Origin of the sequence: Bordetella genomosp. 5 (assembly GCF_002261475.1) — a bacterium.
Lineage (GTDB): Bacteria > Pseudomonadota > Gammaproteobacteria > Burkholderiales > Burkholderiaceae_B > Bordetella.
In genome coordinates, this window is the sequence record NZ_NEVN01000006.1 from 216,851 (window position 1) to 236,012 (window position 19,162).

The 19,162-nt window shown below is 66.0% G+C and carries 14 protein-coding genes and 1 pseudogene; 4 read left to right on the forward strand and 11 right to left on the reverse strand.

Annotated elements, in window-relative coordinates; all coding sequences use genetic code 11:
- Positions 1-39: 39 nt before the first annotated feature.
- From CEK29_RS12630 to CEK29_RS12680, 11 genes and pseudogenes are all read right to left on the reverse strand, one after another.
- Positions 40-1,074, reverse strand: a complete 1,035-nt coding sequence (locus CEK29_RS12630) for an HAD family hydrolase (protein WP_094858311.1) — start codon at positions 1,072-1,074, stop codon at positions 40-42.
- On the reverse strand, positions 1,071-2,444 hold the full coding sequence (locus CEK29_RS12635; protein WP_094858312.1) for a BatD family protein: 1,374 nt from the start codon (positions 2,442-2,444) through the stop codon (positions 1,071-1,073). Before CEK29_RS12635 ends, CEK29_RS12630 begins: the two co-directional genes overlap by 4 nt.
- A pseudogene (locus CEK29_RS12640) lies at positions 2,441-3,969 on the reverse strand (VWA domain-containing protein). The gene CEK29_RS12635 and the pseudogene CEK29_RS12640 overlap by 4 nt, the downstream one beginning before the upstream one ends.
- Positions 3,954-4,991 (reverse strand): vWA domain-containing protein, encoded by a 1,038-nt coding sequence (locus CEK29_RS12645; protein WP_094858313.1) that lies wholly within the window; start codon positions 4,989-4,991, stop codon positions 3,954-3,956. The pseudogene CEK29_RS12640 and the gene CEK29_RS12645 overlap by 16 nt, the downstream one beginning before the upstream one ends.
- Positions 4,978-5,490 carry a DUF4381 domain-containing protein gene (locus CEK29_RS12650; protein ID WP_094858314.1) on the reverse strand — a complete coding sequence of 171 codons (513 nt, stop codon included), beginning with the start codon at positions 5,488-5,490 and terminating at the stop codon, positions 4,978-4,980. The genes CEK29_RS12645 and CEK29_RS12650 overlap by 14 nt, the downstream gene beginning before the upstream one ends.
- Positions 5,487-6,389 (reverse strand): DUF58 domain-containing protein, encoded by a 903-nt coding sequence (locus CEK29_RS12655; RefSeq protein ID WP_255176147.1) that lies wholly within the window; start codon positions 6,387-6,389, stop codon positions 5,487-5,489. The genes CEK29_RS12650 and CEK29_RS12655 overlap by 4 nt, the downstream gene beginning before the upstream one ends.
- A 52-nt stretch (positions 6,390-6,441) precedes the next feature.
- Positions 6,442-7,410, reverse strand: coding sequence for an AAA family ATPase (locus CEK29_RS12660; protein WP_094858316.1), 969 nt, complete (start codon positions 7,408-7,410; stop codon positions 6,442-6,444).
- Positions 7,411-7,461: 51 nt separating this feature from the next.
- Positions 7,462-8,607 (reverse strand): formylglycine-generating enzyme family protein, encoded by a 1,146-nt coding sequence (locus CEK29_RS12665; RefSeq protein WP_094858317.1) that lies wholly within the window; start codon positions 8,605-8,607, stop codon positions 7,462-7,464.
- A gap of 772 nt (positions 8,608-9,379) precedes the next feature.
- A complete protein-coding gene (locus CEK29_RS12670; RefSeq protein WP_094858318.1) occupies positions 9,380-10,492 on the reverse strand; it encodes an S-(hydroxymethyl)glutathione dehydrogenase/class III alcohol dehydrogenase in 1,113 nt (370 codons plus the stop codon).
- A 58-nt stretch (positions 10,493-10,550) separates the two neighbouring features.
- Positions 10,551-10,826: a formaldehyde-responsive transcriptional repressor FrmR gene (gene frmR, locus CEK29_RS12675; RefSeq protein ID WP_094799987.1), complete on the reverse strand. Its 276-nt coding sequence runs from the start codon at positions 10,824-10,826 to the stop codon at positions 10,551-10,553.
- A 201-nt stretch (positions 10,827-11,027) separates the two neighbouring features.
- Positions 11,028-11,981 carry a SphA family protein gene (locus tag CEK29_RS12680; RefSeq protein ID WP_094858319.1) on the reverse strand — a complete coding sequence of 318 codons (954 nt, stop codon included), beginning with the start codon at positions 11,979-11,981 and terminating at the stop codon, positions 11,028-11,030.
- Positions 11,982-12,250: 269 nt separating this feature from the next.
- Between CEK29_RS12680 and CEK29_RS12685 the strand changes: the two genes are divergently transcribed.
- From CEK29_RS12685 to CEK29_RS12700, 4 genes are all read left to right on the forward strand, one after another.
- Positions 12,251-13,393, forward strand: coding sequence for a formylglycine-generating enzyme family protein (locus CEK29_RS12685; RefSeq protein WP_094858320.1), 1,143 nt, complete (start codon positions 12,251-12,253; stop codon positions 13,391-13,393).
- A 262-nt stretch (positions 13,394-13,655) separates the two neighbouring features.
- Positions 13,656-15,302 (forward strand): arylsulfatase, encoded by a 1,647-nt coding sequence (locus tag CEK29_RS12690; protein WP_094858321.1) that lies wholly within the window; start codon positions 13,656-13,658, stop codon positions 15,300-15,302.
- A gap of 70 nt (positions 15,303-15,372) precedes the next feature.
- The gene (locus CEK29_RS12695; RefSeq protein WP_141218345.1) at positions 15,373-17,937 is read left to right on the forward strand and encodes a fused MFS/spermidine synthase; all 2,565 of its coding nucleotides are present in this window, start codon (positions 15,373-15,375) and stop codon (positions 17,935-17,937) included.
- Positions 17,934-19,079 (forward strand): BamA/TamA family outer membrane protein, encoded by a 1,146-nt coding sequence (locus tag CEK29_RS12700; protein ID WP_217903882.1) that lies wholly within the window; start codon positions 17,934-17,936, stop codon positions 19,077-19,079. The genes CEK29_RS12695 and CEK29_RS12700 overlap by 4 nt, the downstream gene beginning before the upstream one ends.
- Positions 19,080-19,162 lie beyond the last annotated feature (83 nt).

Sequence of the window (19,162 nt, forward strand, 5' to 3'; positions counted from 1 at the left end):
TGCTCTCCTTGCCCCGCGAGGGCCGAAAGTAGAAACACATCAAGGTTCTTCAAATACGAAAATTCGCTCCCACTCCTTCTCCATGTCGACAACTGTCCAGCCTCGGCTGCGTGCTTCATCCAGCGCGCGATCGAGGCGCCCGATCTTGGAAGTCCGGTCGTAAGCCCATTCACGTTTGTCATCGGTGTGGTGAACCAGGCCGGCGAAGCGCTTGCCCGTTCCTGCGGCGGTCCATTGCAGCATCTGCAGATCGCCGTCCGAGTTTCCGAATGCCAGGATCGGCCTGCGCCCGATGTGTTGATTGATGGCTACCGGTTTGCCCGGCCCGTCGTCGAGAAAGCTCAACTTCGGGTCTTGCATGATCTGCGGTTGGCCGTCGTTGAACTCGAAGCGGTTTTCCAGACGGCTGCCGATGATCTGCTCCGGCGGAATGCCGTACGCCGAGGTCGCCCATGCGCGCATGAACTCGACGCCCCCGCCAGACACGATGTAGACCTTGAAATCGTGCGCGCGGAGGTAATCCAGCAGTTCACGCATCGGCACATAGGTCAGGTCGGTATATGGGCGACCGAAGCGAGGGTGTCTGGCGGATGCGGTCCAGGCCGCGACGCTTTCGGAAAACGCCTGGGTAGACACGCCTGCGTGCGTTGCGCCCACGATCTTTAGCAGCCCGGTGTCCCCGGCCTTCGCGAGGGCCTCCTGGTCATCCTCGAGCGCTGCCTTGAAAGGCTGTTGAGTCTTCCATTCCGGGTGTTTGGGTGCGAGCGCTTTGAGCCGATCCAGCGCAAATATGCCCTGGAAGTAGAGCGGCTGTTCGCTCCACAATGTGCCGTCGTTGTCGAATACGGCAACGCGGTCTTCGATTTCGACGAAGTCGGGGCTGCCCACCGTGGTTACCGCGCTGACGAACTCGATGATGGACGTGCGCGACGCGCCCTCACGCCATGAAGGCAGCGGCTCGCGATTCAGTCCGGTGGTCCCGGGAGCCGAACACGCGGTCAGCACTACGGTCATGAGTGCCGCAAGCGCTGATGCCGTCCAGCGCCGAGCTCCATCCAAAATTCCGGCTTTCATGGTTTCCCCTTTTCAGATACTTCTGTGCCCGACGCGAGGGCGGGATTGAGCTTGCTGCGCAGCCCGCTGGCGCCACCGCGTTTGCGGCGCGGCCGCCATTCACGCCGCCATGAGCGCGAGGCCGCCAGGAGTGCAGAGCGTGCCGTGGCGCAATCCGGCTGCGCATCTCCGTACAGCCGATTCAGCAGGTCCTCGCCGGCAGCGCGCTCTGCAGGTCCGAGGGGCGTTACCGCAAAACGCAGGGTGGCCGATCCGGTGGCGACGGCTAGCCAGCGATAGAAGGCGGTGAGCCCGGCTTCGTCACGATGCGCTTCACGTTTCCAAGCCTTCCAGTGCCAACGTTCGCTCATGCGGTAACGCGCCAGCCGGGATCGTGCCCAAACACCTGCGCGCCGCCACCCCCGGGCAAGCCACGGACGGCCAAACCAAAGCACGACCAGCGCGCCTAACGCGATGCTCGTCCAGGCAATCCAATGAAGCGGGACGAACCAGCGCAAGCCTTGTCGCAATTGCGCCAGGTCGTCGGACAGCGAGAAGGGCGGGGCCGTCACGGGCGCCGGCTGCACGGTCAGAGTCCGGCCGTCCAGATCCCGGCGGCGAGGATTGCCGCTCTTGTCGATCCACGGCACGGAAATAGTGGGAAACGTCGCCTCGCCGGCCTGCGTGGCGATATAGTCGGCGCGATCAATTCGCTGGCCGCCCAAGAACGCGCCTCGGCCGTCGTTGAGCACCGTGATCTCTGGTTCGCGCATGTAGCGCGTAAAGCCGGGAACGTCGGCAAGCGGCGCCGCCGGGATCAGCATGGGCTCCACGCCGTCTGCGCGCTGCGTCACGCTGCGAGTGACTCGGCCTCCGACCACCAACGGATCGGGCGCCAGTGTGTAGGCTTGCGTGACGCTGACGTCGGCGCCCGCCACCTCTGTGGCGCTCCCGTTGCCTTTGCCGGGTGCGACCTCCAGGCTAAGCGGCGCAGTGCGCGCCGTCAGCTCGGTCTTTCCAGGTCCGATCTGCGCGCTGACCTCCATTTCGGGGATCTCAACCCGGCCCTGTACCGTGGGACTGAGCAAGTAGGTGTATCGCAATCCGTTATAGGTTTTTGCGCCTTCTGTACTGCGGACGATCTCACCTTGGCCCGAAGGAGGGGTTACCAGAATGCCCTTCAGATCCAGTGGGGGTAATTTGGGGGGCTGGGTGAACCATGTGGTGGTCGTCACCTCGACCTCGAGTTTGATGGTCGCGCCTACCTGTGCAGTGGATGCGTCCGTGAGGCTGGCGCGGGCCCGCAGTTCGGCGGCATCCTGCGCCGTCGCAGCCCCCGCCACACCGAGTGTCAGAAGGGCCTTCGCGAGCAGTCTCCGCAATGGGCTCATGGTGTGACCCCGGCCGCGTTGTCTTGCGCAGCAAATTTCCCTTGCAGAAAGCGCGCAGGCGAAATCGTCAGGTTACGAAGCCAGACGTCTTCGGAAGCAGCCTTCGCCACCGGCACCTGCACCTGCTTTCCCGCGGCAGCCGATTTGTCCATGATGGTCTGGTCGGGTGGTTCTGCCGGCTCACCTTGCTGCTCTTGGCTCATCGCCTCCAGCAGTCGTGTGACGATGCCTCTGTTGACGACCGCGGGCTCCCAGCCGGGCCTGAGCTCGAGCGCGCGATCGTATGCCGCGAGCGCTGCGTCGTAGCGCCGCAGACGGGTTTGCGAGTTGCCCACATAGAAGATTGCCTCGGCGGTCTGGAGGGTGGAAAACTCCTTCAATGCGAGAGCGTAATTGCCGGCCGCGTATGCGGCGCGGCCTTTCCAATAGGGGTCTTCGAAATGGGCAGCCGCTTCTTCGTAGCGGCCCTTGTCGAACGCCATCCGGCCCTGTTGGTCTGCCGTCATGAAGGCATCGGCGAGTCGGCCAGCATGGACGTCCGCCGACGGGACGGAAAACGCCACGACCAGCACCGTTGCCGTCCATGCCACGCTCCAGCCGCGGCGGACAGCCAGCAGCGCGGCAATCGCCAGAGGCCAACACAGCCAGTAGCCGGCGTCCTTCCAGTGAACAGACTGGTCAGTGTCATCCTGCACTTCGCGGAAGTGCCGGTCCGCATGCAGCGTTACCCAGTCGAGGTCATCTCCGGTGCCGGTGAGGCTGCCCAAAGGAGCCCGGCCGCTTGCGCGAGTTGCTGCATTGCCGCCGTGTCGATGCCGGTCGGAGGATCGCCAGCATGGCCCACCGCCATCACCAGGATCTGCAAGTCCGGGGCAGCCTGGGCGCGCTTGCGCACCTCGGGCAGGTTCTGCGGATTCGCGCCGTCCGTGAGCAGCAGGAGCGAACCTCCCGCCCGCTCGGTGGACAGGACCTTCGCCGCGAGTGAGATGGTGCCGGCAATGTCCCGACCCTCGTGCGACGTCAGGTCTGTTGCGAGGGCTTGGGCAAACAGGTCCAGGAGTTCGGTGTCTTCCGTGGGCGGCAGCACGAGATAGCTGCTGCCGGCGTAGGCGATGAGCCCCGTCTTCGTGCCTGCTCGATGCGCTCCCAGATCTCGCACGAGCCTCTTGGCAGCATCGATACGGGAGGGCGGCACGTCCGTCCCGTCCATGGAGCGCGAGATGTCCACGGCGACCACGAGCGGGGCCACGTCATCCAGATATCCGGGCTTGTCGCGCTCCCAGGTGGGGCCGGCCGCTGCGAGCGCACTCAAAGAGAGGGTCAGCGCTAGCAGGTCGACGGGCCGCGGGCCGCGAGTGCCTGCACTTCGCACGGTAAGGAACGGTAGCAGTGTGGGATTCACCGTCAACCCGTGTCGCGCCGACGCGCGCTGCTGCCGTTGCGCCCACCAGATCAGGACCGCCGGAATCAGCCCCAGCAGCCACCATGGTCGCAAAAAATGGAACGCGTTCAGGTCGACTTCCATGAGCCACCTTTACTGTCCAAGTTGCCGCTTTCTGCTGGCCTGGCGTCGGCATGCCGGCTTCTCCAATCGCGCACGCCGCAGAGGCCGTTCCACAGGGTCAGCAAGAGCATGGCGAGCCCGACCGGAATCCAGAAGTACTCGTGCTTGGGCTGATGGGTCAGCGTACGAACCTCTTGGGGAGTGATGCGGTCCAGCGTGGCGTAGACGTCCTTCAGGCTGTTCAGATCCTGCGCGCGGAAGAACTGCCCGCCAGCCTCCTTGGCGATGTCTTGCAGGGCAGTGAAATCCACGCGATCGTCGCCCCTGGCGTCGGGATTGCCGATGCCGATCGTGTGCACAGTGACCTTGTGTTCCTGCGCGAGCGCCGCGGCTCGCTCGGGCGGCACCGCACTGCCGGTGTCATTGCCGTCCGTCAGCAGGATCAGCACCTTCTCTTGTTCTTTGGCTTGGTCCAGCATCCGGATGCCCAGGCCGATCGCGTCTCCGAGCGCAGTGTTTGGCCCGGCCATCCCGACGGCTGTCTGGTCGAGGAGCAAGCGCAGTGCTTGGTGGTCCTTGGTCAGCGGGGCCTGGGGGTACGCGCCCGACCCGAAGACGATCAAGCCCAGCCGGTCGCTTTTCCGTTGCTCGATGAAGTCTCCGACGACGAGTCGAACGGCATCCCATCGACTCGTGACGCGTCCCGCGGCGTCACGAAAATCTCTTGTGTCCATCGATTGGGAGATGTCCACGGCGAGCAGGATGTCACGCATGGGTTCGGAATGCGTCAGCGGCGGCTCGACCCATTGCGGGCGGGCGACGGCGAGTGTGACGAGCAACCACACCGCGACGCTCAGCCATAACTGCGCTCGCCGGATTTGGACACCCGGGTTCGTGGGGGCTTTGCCGGTCACCTGCGCCATCTGCGAGAAGAAGGGCACGCGCAGTGCAGTGCGACCTTGCACATATGGCGGCAGATAACGATAGGCAACCCACGCCAGCGGCGCGGCCAGTAAGACCCAGGGATACTCAAGGCGCCACATGGTGTCGCTCGATCCACTGCCGACTCGCAGCGAAGACTTGTTTTACGCGCACACTGTCGAGTTCCAGCACGGTGCCGTCCGGTGCATAGGCAAGCGTCGAGAGCAGGGCGGCGACATCGGGCGGGAACGTGGCAGGGCGGGCGGAGCGCACCAGAAACTCCGTCCAGCCGTGGCCGCTCATGGGGGCAACGCGGTTTTTCCCGGTGCGTGACTCTGCCGACAGCGCGGTGCGTTTCAGTAAGCCAGGCAGACTTCGCGCAGCCAGCGGGTTGTCGTCGGTGGCGAGGGCTATTTCGTCCAGCTCTCTCAGCGCTTCCCGTCGATAAAGATTGCGCCGGCGATTGCGCCTATAGGCCCAGGCCGTGTAAATCGTCAGCGCGGCAAGGATGGCCGCAAGAACGATCCAACCCCAGGTCTGGGGCCAGTAGGGCGGTGGAGGCGGCAGTGGCAGGTCGCGCAACTGGTCCAGGCCCGGCAATGCATCGGTTGCCGGGGTCATGGAGAACCTCGTCGCGATCGCGTGCTGCGCCCCAGCTCCTGGCGCAGTTGTGCAAGCTCATCCTCTGCGGTGTGAATCGACAGCAAAGGCACTTGAGATCGTCGCAGAAGATCGGCCACGTCTCGCAGACGTCCACTGAAGTAATCCGCCAGTGGCTGGCGCTCGCGCGCGCGCCCGACCGCGACTTCCAGCTGAAGTACGCCTTGGGTCGCGACCAGACGGCCTCGGCGCGGAAAATCCTGCGCCATGGGGTCGAAAACCAGCGCCGCGATGACGTCGTTGTGCGCCGAAAGATGTCGGAGGAGACGGACGGTTTCCGCGTTGGCGCCGGCGAAGTCGCTAATGATGCAGACAAGGAAATCGTGCGCCGCGTGCGCTGTCGCGGCGCGCAGCGCGTCGTTCAGACCTTGTTCCGACGGCCTATCCGGGCGCTCGGCGGACAGTAGCGAGTTCGCGCGCACCACTTCGGCGAGCAATGTCTGCACGCGCTCTCGGCTTCGCAACGGTTTGAAGGATCTGACGCCGTCGTCATCGAAGACCAGGCCGCCGACCCGATCTCCTGCGCGGTAGGCGATCCACGCCGTCAGTGCCGCCAGCCTCGCCGCCGCGGCGCACTTGAAATTTCTTACGGATCCGAAGTACATGCTCATGCGCTGATCCACGAGAAGCAGCGCGGGACGATCCCGCTCTTCGGTGTACGCGCGCACATACGGCTTTCCGTAGCGCAGTGAGGCTCTCGGATCGAGCTGTCGTAGGTCGTCGCCTGGCACGTAGCGCCGGATTTCGGCGAAGTCCAGTCCGCGGCCTCGCAGTCGAGATCCGTGCTGGCCCGCCAGCACGCTTCTCTGCGGCTGACGCTCAGCGAACGACAGGCCGCTCACGGCGCCCTGCAGCGACATGAGCTCGTTCAACGACGGGTGGACCGGGTGAGCGTCGCGCATCTGATCGGCCTTACGCGGGCACGGCCACGACGTCGAGGAGCCGGTCTATCGCGGCTTCGCTATCGATCCCGTCTGCGACGGCGTCATAGGAGAGGTGGAACCGATGGCGCAGCACCGCGTACGCGACCGCACGGACGTCGTCTGGCGACGTGAACGCCGCCCCGGACAACCATGCGTGCGCCCGTGCGGCCTTGTCCAGCGCAATCGAGCCGCGCGGGCTGACGCCGATCTGTATCCAGCGGGCGAGGTCGGCGTCATAGTCCGCAGGATGTCGCGTGGCGTTGGCCAGATCAACGATGTAACGATCGACGGCGGACGATGTGTGGATGGCGGAAATCGCGTTTCGGCACTCGAACAAGGCCTGCTGCGACATGCGTGGCGCCTGCACGCCGGCGGAGGGCGGCGGCTCCCGGAGCAACGTCAGCATGGCAACTTCGTCGTCCACCGGCGGATAGTCGAGAACGATCTTCATCAGGAAGCGATCCATTTGCGCTTCCGGGAGCGGATAGGTGCCTTCTTGTTCGATCGGGTTCTGCGTGGCCAGCACCATGAAGAGCCGAGGCATCTTGCGACTCACGCCGCTGACCGTGATCTGCCTTTCCTCCATCGCTTCGAGCAAGGCGGATTGAACCTTGGCCGGCGCACGATTGATTTCGTCGGCCAGGATCAGGTTTCCAAAGAGCGGGCCTGGCTGGTACTCGATGCGATTGCGTCCCTCCGCATCTGGCTTGAGCACTTCCGCGCCGATGATGTCGGAGGGCAGCAGGTCCGGCGTGAACTGTATGCGGCTCATGTCCGCCTCGAGATACGAGGCCAGCGCTTTGACCGTGCGTGTCTTGGCCAGGCCTGGCAGGCTTTCCAGCAACACATGCCCGTCGGCAAGAAGCGCTATCAAAATATTCCGGACCACCGATGCCTGGCCCAGCACCGCCCCACAGATTGCCTTTTCCAGCTCCAATACGCCTTCTCTGTCAGCCATGAGGTTCCCCGCCCCTGTGTCATAGCGCGGCGCAGGCGCCGCGGCGCTTCTTTATCGAATGGCGATGCTGTTCTTCCGGGCCTGCGCGACTTTCCATTGTTCGGGCGTCATGACCGTGCGAAAGCCCAGATGCGACATGCCGTTCAGCGGGTCCGTGCCTCGCCGGGCGCTTGCGCGGTAGCTGATGCAATAGGTGTCGCTGCAGAGAAACGACCCGCCGCGCGTGACGCGCTTCGGCGCCGATGCGGGAACGTTGCCATCGCTCGGATCGAAGCTGTCGGCGGGGCCGGAGGGATCGAGGGGAGGCCGGCGGTACTGCGACTGAATGGCGAAGGCGTCGGCCCGATACCAGTCGGCCGTCCATTGCCAGACGTTGCCGGCCATGTCGTAAAGGCCGTAGCCGTTGGCGGGAAAGCTGCCGACTGCCGTGGTGCCGACCTGAATCTTTTCGTCCTTGACGACAGGAAACGGCTGCTGTTGCTGGGTGTCCCAGATGTTGGCCATGGGCTGCCCGGCGGGGCTGAGCTCGTTGCCCCAGCTGTATGTCGCCTGTTCGAGGCCCCCGCGCGCGGCATGCTCCCATTCCGCCTCGGTGGGCAAGCGCTTGCCAGCCCAGCTCGCATACGCCAGCGCGTCCTCATAGGAGACCTGTACGACGGGATGATCATCCTTGCCTTCGATCGAGCTTTCCGGCCCTTGCGGGTGTCGCCAGTTCGCGCCCGGGATGAAGCGCCACCAACGACTCAGGTCCCGCAGCGACACCTCGGATTCTGTTCCGACGAACACCATGGCGCCGGGAACCAACAGGTTTTCAGCAGGGCGGGGAGTGCCGGGCGGGAGTTGCGGTTTCAGGTCCTCCCAGCGCGGCTTCTGCTCCGCCGTGGTCACATAACCCGTGGCCTGGACAAAACGCCGAAACTCCGCGTTGGTGACGTCGTGTACGTCCATCCAGAACCCACTCACCCGGACTTTGTGCGCAGGCCGTTCGTTGGGTTGAGACATCTTATGGTCGTTGCCCATGAGGAAGTCTGCGGCGGGAACCCACGCCATGCCCGCCGGGCCGGTTTTGCCATCGCCGACTTTGACATGCGACGTGTTTTCCTCGCCCGGGGAGGATCCCGAAACATAGGCGCCGAATGCACCGGCGGCTGCAAGAATGACACCTGCCGAGAAGATGACTTTCAGTGATTGCTTCACATGCCACCTCATAGGAAACGCTCGAGACATCGAACGACGCGGCACGCAGCCCGACGGGCGATGGGCCCCGAGAGTGCCGGCCGCGATGGGCCTATAACGCGCTTACGGACAAGTCACGAAACGGGTACGGCGACAGCTATCTGGTCAGTGGGCAGACAAGCATTTCTCGCGTCTGGCGCATGCCCAGCGAACTGCAGAGCGGTGTATTGGCGGCATGTGAAGCCGCCCGACGCGTCTTTGCAAAGGGACTCGCCAGCCGCCAGGCCGCTGACGATTCTTCGAGGAACGACAATCGGCGCTTCTCCGTGCGGACGGGGAGACGTCGAGGATCGATTTGAAGGGCGTCCCGGAAGGCGGACTTTATTGACGGCGATCGGCGCGTGCTACGCGTCGATATTCGGGTGCGGTAATGCTGGCTCGCATCGCGATGCCGCCCCTTTGGCTTGAGGTCGGCTCGACCGCGGCATCGGCAATTTTTTCTCGTGCGGCATGCATAAAAACTCCTCGCTGTTACCCGGCTCGGGGCAATGTTTCGACGAAGTTCAGCGCAACGTGACCAACTCTAAATAGGTTCGAAATTCGTGTAAATGGGATTATTCGTAAGTTTTTGAAAGAGTCGCCCGTGTAATACGTGGCTGCGCTGGTCAGGGCAGAGCCGTTGAATGGCCTCGTCTCCTGGCGGCCAGGCATAAAGACAACGGCCCGCCGAAGCGGGCCGTGTGCATGCGTCCATCCACGCGCCGGGGGGCACCGGCGCGCGGGCAGGACGGCATCAGGCGTAGTGCACCACGCTGCGGATCGACTTGCCGTCGTGCATCAGGTCGAACGCCTCGTTGATCTTTTCGAGATCCATCGTGTGCGTGACGAACGGCTCGAGCTCGATCTTGCCCGCCATCGCGTCTTCGACCATGCCCGGCAGCTGGCTGCGGCCCTTGACGCCACCGAAGGCGGTGCCGAGCCAGCGGCGGCCGGTGACGAGCTGGAACGGACGGGTGGAGATCTCCTGGCCCGCGCCGGCCACGCCGATCACGACCGACTGACCCCAGCCGCGGTGCGCGCATTCGAGCGCGGCACGCATGACGTTTACGTTGCCGATGCACTCGAACGAGTGGTCCACGCCCCATTCGGTCATCTCGACGATCACTTGCTGGATGGGCTTGTCGTAGTCTTTGGGGTTGATGCAGTCGGTCGCGCCGAACACCTTGGCCAGGCCGAACTTGTCGGGGTTGGTGTCGACGGCGATGATGCGGCCGGCCTTGGCCTGGCGCGCACCCTGGATCACGGCCAGACCGATGCCGCCCAGACCGAACACCGCGACCGAGTCGCCTTCCTGGACCTTGGCGGTGTTGTGCACGGCGCCGATGCCGGTCGTGACGCCGCAGCCCAGCAGGCACACGTGTTCGGGGTTCGCGTCGGGGTTGATCTTGGCGAGCGAGACCTCGGCCACCACGGTGTATTCGCTGAACGTCGAGCAGCCCATGTAGTGATAGATGGGTTGGCCGTTGTACGAGAAGCGGGTGGTGCCGTCGGGCATCACGCCCTTGCCCTGGGTCGCGCGCACGGCCACGCACAGGTTGGTCTTGCCCGACTTGCAGAACAGGCACTCGCCGCACTCGGCAGTGTAGAGCGGAATGACGTGATCGCCGGGGCGCACGCTGGTCACGCCTTCGCCCACTTCGACGACGATGCCGGCGCCTTCGTGGCCCAGCACGACCGGGAACAGACCCTCGGGATCTTCACCCGACAGCGTGAAGGCGTCGGTGTGGCACACACCGGTGTGCGTGATCTTGATCAGGACTTCGCCCTTGCGGGGCGGTTCGACGTCGATCTCGACGATCTGCAGGGGCTGGCCTGCGGCAAAAGCGACTGCGGCGCGGGATTTCATGGGTGGAGCTCCGTAAAGATGGCCACGGCTGCCGGCAAGGCGGCCGCGGCGCGGTCGTTCATTTGAGATAGGCGCGGACCAGCCCGAGCAGATCCTGCACGCGCTCGTCGTGCTGAGCCTGCGAGACGGCCGGACTGCCGAGGTCTTCGCGGATATGCGACTCGAGCACTTCCGACATCAGCCCGTTGATCGCGCCGCGGATGGCCGCGATCTGCTGCAGGACCGGACCGCAATCGGCGCCGGCCTCGAGCGCACGCTCCAGCGCATCGCATTGGCCGCGGATGCGGCGCACGCGTGTCAGGACACGTTTTTTCTCTTCGGGTGAGTGGGGCATAAGGTGACGCTCGGGCGTTCTTGCATACAGGGGGGGGAGTATACCCGATTCGGGTGGCGGCCCGACCGGGCAGCGCGTGTTCCCGTTATACCTGGTCGATCTCGAGGCGTGTACGGCGACGCCGAGCAGAAACGACCTTGCACCGGCGCGGCCCAGCTCGGCAGCCAGGCAAGTCGCTCGGCCCCTGCGAGCGGAGCGGAATCAGAAGAGCAGGGCGGCGGTCGCCATCACCGTTGCGTCGCTGTCGAGGCGGCGCGTGCTGGCGACCGTGGGCACCCAGCGCAGGCTGAGCGACATCGACCGTTTGTCGCTGAGCTTGCGGTCGTACGTGACGATCGGGCCGAGCGCGAAGTCGTGGCCGCGGAAGCCATTCAGCCGGTCGGCGGTCGGACCTTTGTCGTCGCCCAGCTGGATCTGGGTGCCGGCCACCAGCCCGAGCCCCACGCCATTGCCGAACATCTTCCGGCCCATCACGTCGAGGCCGAATACGGGCGCGTTGCGATAATCGGTGGCACTGTTACGCGTATAAAACTGCACGTTAGCCACCGCATCCAGTTGCATGCCCGAATCCGGGAAGATGCCGGTATAGGCCACCTGCGGCACGAAGGTCCAGTTATTGAGGCTGGGATTGGCAAGATTGTTCTGGTCGTATTTACCAGTGGGCGCCCAGATGTTCAGGCTGAGGGCCATGTGCTGGGTTTTCGAGAAGTGATAGCCGGCGATCACAGGCGTGAAGTACAGGTCGAACAGGTTCGACGCCGTGTCGCTGGTCTTGCCGCTGTTACCGCGCGGGCCGGTCAGCGTGGCCGATACCTTGGTCCAGACGTACGGCACGGTGATGCTGGAGGCGAAGTTCCAGCGGCCTTCGCCCGTGTCCCAGGTTTTCATCAGCGTGGCCAGCGTGAACGCCACCTGACCGTCGAGGCCCAGCGTCGTGTTGCCGCCCACCGGCGTCTCGCGGCCGCCTTTGATCTTGCCGTCGAGATAGAGCTCGCTCAGGCTGATGACGGTGATGGGCTCGGGGGACACGATGCCGATGTTCGGCTGGACCACCGCCCCGGTGACCTGCCGGCCCAGCGCACCCTCGGTGGCATGGGCCGCGCCCGAAAACAGCAGCAACGACAGAAGCGAAACACCACGCTGCGGAAGATTCACGTCGACTCCAGACGGGTACGGATTCGCAAAAATTCGAGCGGGCGCGACTGGCCCCGGATGCAACGTAGTGTGCCCGCACAAAATTTCGACGGTCAAGAAAATAATCACAAAAATATCGAAAACCCTCTAGAAATTTGATCGCATTTTTATTATCTTGAGCCCAGGCTTTGAGCCGCGAAGTCTGCGTTGTTACCGCACGATCCTGCTTGATTCGTCATCGCTTTACCACGCCGCAAGACATTGCTGTCAGTAGCAGATGTGGAGAAGGCATGAAGCAAAAGTTGAAGGTCGGTCTGGGTTTCACCGCGGCGCTGCTCGCGGCCGTCGCCATAGGCGCCTATGCCAGCCATCAGGGCGCCACGCCCCAGCCACCGGTGGTGAAGCTGGGTGACGGCAAGGCAGGCCCTGCCGGCATGGCGTGGATCGAAGGCGGCCCGTTTCTGATGGGCAACGATCACAAGATGTCGCAGCCCAACGAGCGCCCCGCGCACACCGTGCGAGTGAGCGGCTTCTGGATGGACGTGCATCACGTCACCAATGCCGAGTTCCGCCGCTTCGTCGACGCGACCGGGTATCGCACCACCGCCGAACAGAAGCCGCGCTGGGAGGATCTGCAACCGCAGCTCCCCGCGGGCACGCCGCGGCCCGACGACAGCCTGCTGGTACCCGGCGCCATGGTGTTCGTCGGCACGGAGAGCGAAGTGTCGCTGCGCGACTACAGCCGCTGGTGGCGCTTCGTCCCGGGCGCGAACTGGCGCCATCCGAACGGACCCGGCAGTTCGATCGAGGGCAAGGACGATCATCCCGTCGTGCAGGTGTCGTACGACGATGCACAGGCTTACGCCCGCTGGGCCGGCAAGCGTCTGCCCACCGAGGCGGAGTGGGAGTACGCCGCGCGCGGCGGGCTCGAGCAGGCCACCTACAGCTGGGGTAACGAGCCCATGCCGCAGGGCCAGGCCATGGCCAACATCTGGGACACGCGCCAGGCCCAACCGTTTCCGGTCGTGAAGGACGAGAAGGTGCAGGTCGGCACGACGCCGGTCGGCGCCTATGCGGCCAACGGCTACGGGCTGTACGACATGGCCGGCAACGTCTGGCAGTGGACGGCCGACTGGTATCGCGTCGACGCCTTCCAGGCGCAGGCACAGTATCGCCAGCCGCCGCTCGATCCGGCCGGCCCCACGCAGAGTTTCGACCCCGACGACGGCAACGTGCCGGCATCCGCGCCCAAGCGTGTCACGCGCGGCGGCTCCTTCCTGTGTAGCGACACGTACTGCATCAGTTACCGCGCCAGCGCCCGCCGCGGCACGGACCCGCTCAACGGCATGTCGCACCTGGGCTTTCGCACGGTGATGACGTCCGAGCAATGGAAAGTGGCCCGCGCCCGCCAGGGCGCACTCGCCAGCCGCTGACACGACAGCCCCGCGCCGGCCCGTCGCGGGCCGGCCCCTGCATTCCCCTGAGGGTAGATATGGCATCTCGCACGGAGATTGGACCCAGCGCGGGCGCTGGCGGCGTCGCACCCGCCATGGCCTGTGCCCCGACGCCCGGGCTGCCGTACTACCTGCGCCGGCACGACTTCAAGACCTGAATCGTGTCGCGCGGCGATGGATCTACGTTTTTGAGACACCGTGATTGTTGCAAGTATGCCCGCGGGGCAAAGGAGAAGCAGTCATGAAAGTCAGACAGTGGATGGGCAGCATGCTGCTCGCGGCGGGCGGGCTCGCGCTCGCCAGCGGCGCGCACGCACAGACGGCGGGGAGTACCTCCCCGCCACCCGCGGCCGGCGCCGCGAGCAAGAAACCGAACATCCTGGTGATCTTCGGCGATGACGTGGGGCAGGCGAACATCAGCGCCTACACGCACGGGGTCGTGGGCTATCGCACGCCCAACATCGACCGGATCGCCAAGGAAGGGGTGATGTTCACCGACTACTACGCGGAGAACAGCTGCACGGCCGGGCGCTCGTCGTTCATCACCGGGCAGACGCCGCTGCGCACCGGGCTCTCGAAGGTGGGTGCGCCGGGCGCCTCGGTGGGCCTGCAGGTGGGCGACATCACGATTGCACAGGCGCTCAAGTCGCAGGGCTACGTGACGGCCCAGTTCGGCAAGAATCACCTCGGCGACAAAGACGAGTATCTGCCGACCCGGCACGGCTTCGACCAGTTTTTCGGCAACCTGTATCACCTCAATGCCGAGGAAGAGCCGGAGCGTCCGTACTGGCCCAAAGATCCCAACGACCCCTACGTCAAGAACTTTTCTCCGCGCGGCGTGATCAAGGCCACGGCGGACGGCAAGGTCGAAGACACCGGGGCGCTGACGGCCAAGCGCATGGAAACGATCGATGACGAGACGGTGGGTGCGGCCATCGACTACATCGACAAGCACGGCAAGGGCGAGCAGCCGTTCTTCGTGTGGATGAACACGACGCGCATGCACATCTACACCCACATCCGGCCCGAACACCGTGGCAAGAGCGGCATGCCGGGCAACGACTACGCCGACGGCATGTGGGAGCACGACCAGGACGTGGGCAAGCTCCTCAAGAAGCTCGACGACATGGGGATCGCCGACAACACCATCGTGGTCTACACGACCGACAACGGGCCGAACCAGTTCACCTGGCCCGATGCCGCCACCACGCCGTTCCGCAGCGAGAAGGATTCGAACTGGGAAGGCGCGTTCCGGGTGCCGGCGATGGTGCGCTGGCCGGGGCAATTCCCGGCCGGGCAGGTGAAGACCGGCATGGTCTCCGGGCTGGACTGGTTCCCGACGCTGCTGGCCGCCGTGGGCGATACCGACATCAAGCAGCGCCTGCTCAAGGGCTGGACACCCTCGGGCGGCAAGCAGAACTACCGGGTCCACCTGGATGGCTACAACCAGCTGGACTATCTGCGCGGCAAGAACGACAAGAGCGCGCGCGACGACTTCTATTACTTCAACGACGACGGCATGCTGGTGGCCATGCGTTGGGGCGACTGGAAGGCGGTGTTCTGCGAGCAGCGCGCACCCGGCAATTTCAATATCTGGCAGGACCCGTTCGTCTGCCTGCGGGTACCCAAGATCTTCAACCTGCGGATGGATCCTTACGAGCGCGCCGATATCACCTCGGATCAGTACAACGACTGGCTGGCGAAGAATTCCTACCTGACCGCCATCGCCACCATGAAGGCGTCCACATTCCTGGAAACCTTCATGGAGTATCCGCCGAGCCAGAAACCGGCCAGCTTCAGCGTGGATCAGGTGCAGGAGCGGGTGAACCGCGCGATGGAGAAGCACTTCGAAGAGCAGGCCAAGGCGAAGGGCAAGACCGGCTCGTAAGGCGCGCACGCGCCAACCGGATGACCGCGGTTCGGCTCGCCGCGGTCATCGTTCAACAGAGGATGCGCCGATGCGCACGGCAACGATGGCGGGTGTGGCGAAGGTGCAGGCAGGGGAGCGCGTGCCGGGATTGGCCTGGCCCGCGGCGCTGCTGCTGGTCTCGGGCGCGGCCTCGCTGATCTATCAGATCCTCTGGATCAAGCAGTTATCGCTCATCGTGGGGGTGGAGGTGCATGCCATCGCCACCGCGGTGAGCGCCTTTTTCCTGGGCCTGGCGCTGGGCAGTTTTGCGCTGGGCCGTGTGTCCGGCCGGCTGTCGGACCGGGCCGGCGCGACGGTGGCCGGCACAGGTGGCCGTGCGCGCTGGCGGCGCGCGGCCGGCGGCCTCGGTCTCTATGCCGCGCTCGAAGCGGGCATCGCCATCCTCGGGCTGGGCGTGACGGCCGGGCTGGCGCGGGCCGCGCCGTGGTTCGCGGCCAACGAAGGCCCGCTGACGTGGATGCTGCTGTTCCTGGCGGTGGGCGCCGCGCCGTTTCTGATGGGCGGCACCTTGCCGGCGCTGTTGCAGGCCGTGCGCGGACGCGCACCCGCCGCGCGCGCCGGCGGCACGCTCTACGCCGCCAACACGGCGGGCGCCATCGCGGGCGCGCTGCTGCCGGCATTCCTGCTGATTCCCGCGTTCGGGGTGTGGGGTACGGCCTGCGTGGCCGCCGGCCTCAACCTGCTCGCGGCGCTGGGCGCGCTGGCCCTGACCCGCACGCAGGCGCCGCCCGCCGCGCCAGCGCAGGCGGCCGAGCCGCTCTGCGCCGACGCGCGCTGGGCCATCGTGCTGTACGGCGTGGCCGGTGCGCTCGCGCTGGGCTACGAGATCGTGTGGTCGCAGATGGTCGTGCCGTTCATGAGCACCCGCGCCTTCGCCTTCTCGGTGGTGCTCGCCGTGTATCTCGCCGGTCTCGCCGCCGGCGCCGCGGTGTATGCCCGCTGGCAGCCACGGAATCCATGGCGCGTGTTCGGTCTGCTGATCGCGCTGGCGGGCGCCGTCGCGCTCGCCGAAGCGGCCTTGCTCGGACGATGGCTGATCCACGCGCAGAGCGTGGCCGAAGCCACCGTGCTGCGCGCGAGCGACAGCCGGCTGGCCGGGATGAGCGCACGCTTCGCCGTGGCGGCCGGGGCCGTGGTCCTGATTCCCACCTTTTTGCTCGGTGCGGCCTTTCCGGCGGTGCTGGCCATCGTGTCGCGTCAGGCGGGCGGCGAGGGCCGTGCCGCGGGCGCGGTGCTGGCCGCCAACACGCTCGGCGGCATCGCCGGCACCTTGCTCACGGCCTTCGTGCTGCTGCCGGGCCTCGGCGTGGTGCGCACGCTCGCGCTACTGGCGCTGCTGGCCTGCGCGGTAGGCGCCGTGGCGGTGTGGCGTGCGCCGGGCGCGCATCGTGCCGCGCGCGGCGGGGCGCTGGCGCTCGGCGCGGCCGTGCTCGTGCTCGGCGCGTGGTTGCCGCCCGACCATCTGGCGCGGCTGTTGCCCGGTGCGCAGGGCGCGGACCTCGTGTATTACCGCGAAGGGCATGGTGGCACGGTGGCGGTGGTGCAGCGCGGGGAGGGCGAACGGCGCTTCAGCCGCCTGTATATCCAGGGCGTGTCGAACTCGGGCGACGCCATGCCCTCGCTGCGTTACATGCGCCTGCAGGCGCTGTTGCCGCTCGTGATCCACAACGGCGAGCCGCGCGCGGCGCTGGTCATCGGCTACGGCACGGGCATCACGGCCGGCGCCTTGTCGCGCTATGCCGGCCTGCAGCGGCGGGTGGTGGCTGAGTTGCTGCCCGCCGTGGTCGACGCCGGGCCGATGTTCTCGGGCACCTACGGCGCGAGCCGGGATCCGGGGCTGGACATCCGGCTGCGCGATGGCCGCCGCGAGCTGCTGCGCAGCGCGGAGCGCTACGATCTCATCACGCTGGAGCCACCGCCGCCGTCGGCCGCGGGCGTGGTCAATCTCTATTCGCGCGACTTCTACGCGCTGGCCGCCAGCCGGCTGGAGCCGCAGGGCATCGTGGCGCAATGGCTGCCGCTGCCGACCCAAAACGTGGAAGACACACAGGCGCTCGTGGCGAGCTTTCTAGATGTCTTTCCGCACGCCTCGCTCTGGACCACCGAGATGCACGAGATGCTGCTGGTCGGCTCGCTGCAACCCGTGACGCTGGACGTGGCCCGTATCGCGCAGCGCCTCGAGCAGCCGCTGGTGCAAAGCGCGCTGGCCGAGGTCGGCGTGGGCAGCCCGGCGGCATTGCTGGCGACCTGGGTGACCGGCCGCGAAGGGCTGGCGCGTTTTGCGGCCGACACGGCGCCCGTCACGGACGACCGGCCCGCCATCGAATACGCCGACTGGGTGCGGCCACGCGAGATCGCGCGCGCCTTGCCCGCACTGATGGCGCTGCGCGAGTCGCCGCCGCTGCAGGGCGGTGACACCGCGCTCGACGACGCCATGCGCCGCGAGCGCGTCACGCTGGATCTGTTCTACCGCAGCGCGCTGTCCGCCTATCGCGGCGACCGCGAAGCGTGGGCGCGCGACGCGGTGGCGCTGTCGCGCCAGGCGGGCGACAACCCTTACATAGCCTGGTTCCTGCGGGGGCAGTCGCGATGAGCTTGCCGCGGATGGGCCGCGGGCGGCGGCGGGCGGGCACGGCGTGGCTGCTGGCGGCGCTCGCGAGCGCCGGCGCTGGCGCCGAGGGCCTGTCGCTGCGCGACCCCGAAGACGGCGCTTTCGATGTGAGCGACTTTCTGCTGAACCACCGCGGCGTGATGCCGGTGCCGGCCATCATCACGGAGCCCGCGGTCGGCTACGGCGGCGCGCTGATGTTGCTGTACTTCTCCTCGTCGATGGCGGAGGCGGGCGCCGAGGCCAAGGCGCGCGGCGCCGGTCCCGCGCCGCCCAACATCACCGGCGTGGCCGGCATGATGACCGAAAACGGCTCGCGCGGCGGCGGTCTGTTCCATTTCCGAACCTGGGACGGCGACCGCTACCGCTATCTGGGTGCGCTGGCGCAAGGCCGCATGAACCTCGATTACTACGGGCTCACCAACCAGGCCCGCAGCTACGAGATCAAAGGCACCTTCTTCATGCAGCAACTGCTCGCGCGTATCGGCGACAGCCGCTGGTACGTGGGGCCGCGCTACACCTACATGCATTCCGACACCCGCTTCACGGGCCAGCGCGCCAGCGAGCTTTCCGGGGCGCAGCTCGACAAGCGCATCGGCAAGCTGGGCCTCGTGGTGGATTACGACAGCCGCGACAACATGTTCTTCCCGTCGCGCGGCAGCTATGCCGAGCTGGAGGCGCAGTGGGCGCGGGGCTGGGTGGGCAGCGACCAGAATTTCGACAGCTACCGGCTCAAGGCCTACACCTGGCAGCCGGTGGCGCCGCGCTGGAATCTCGGCCTGCGCGCCGATGGCCAGACCACGAGCGGAACGGTGCCTTTCTATGCCCAGCCCTACATCGACCTGCGCGGCGTCTCGCGCGGGCGCTATCAGGATCGCAGCGTGCTCGTGGGCGAGGTGGAGCTGCGCTACAACCTCACGCCGCGCTGGTCGCTGCTGAGCTTTTCCGGCGTAGGCAAGGCCTATGGCAACTGGAAGAGCGCGAGCGAAGCTTCCAACGTGGTGAGCGTGGGCGCCGGCTTCCGTTATCTGATCGCGCGCAAGCTCGGGCTGTCGGTCGGGGTGGACGTGGCGCACAGCAAGGATCAGAACGCCTTCTATATCCAGGTGGGCAGCGCCTGGCGTTGAGGTCGGGCAGCCTTGATCGCGACGGGGCCGGTCGTGATCGTCGGCACCGGGATTGGATAGAAGGATTTCGATGAATTAGAACT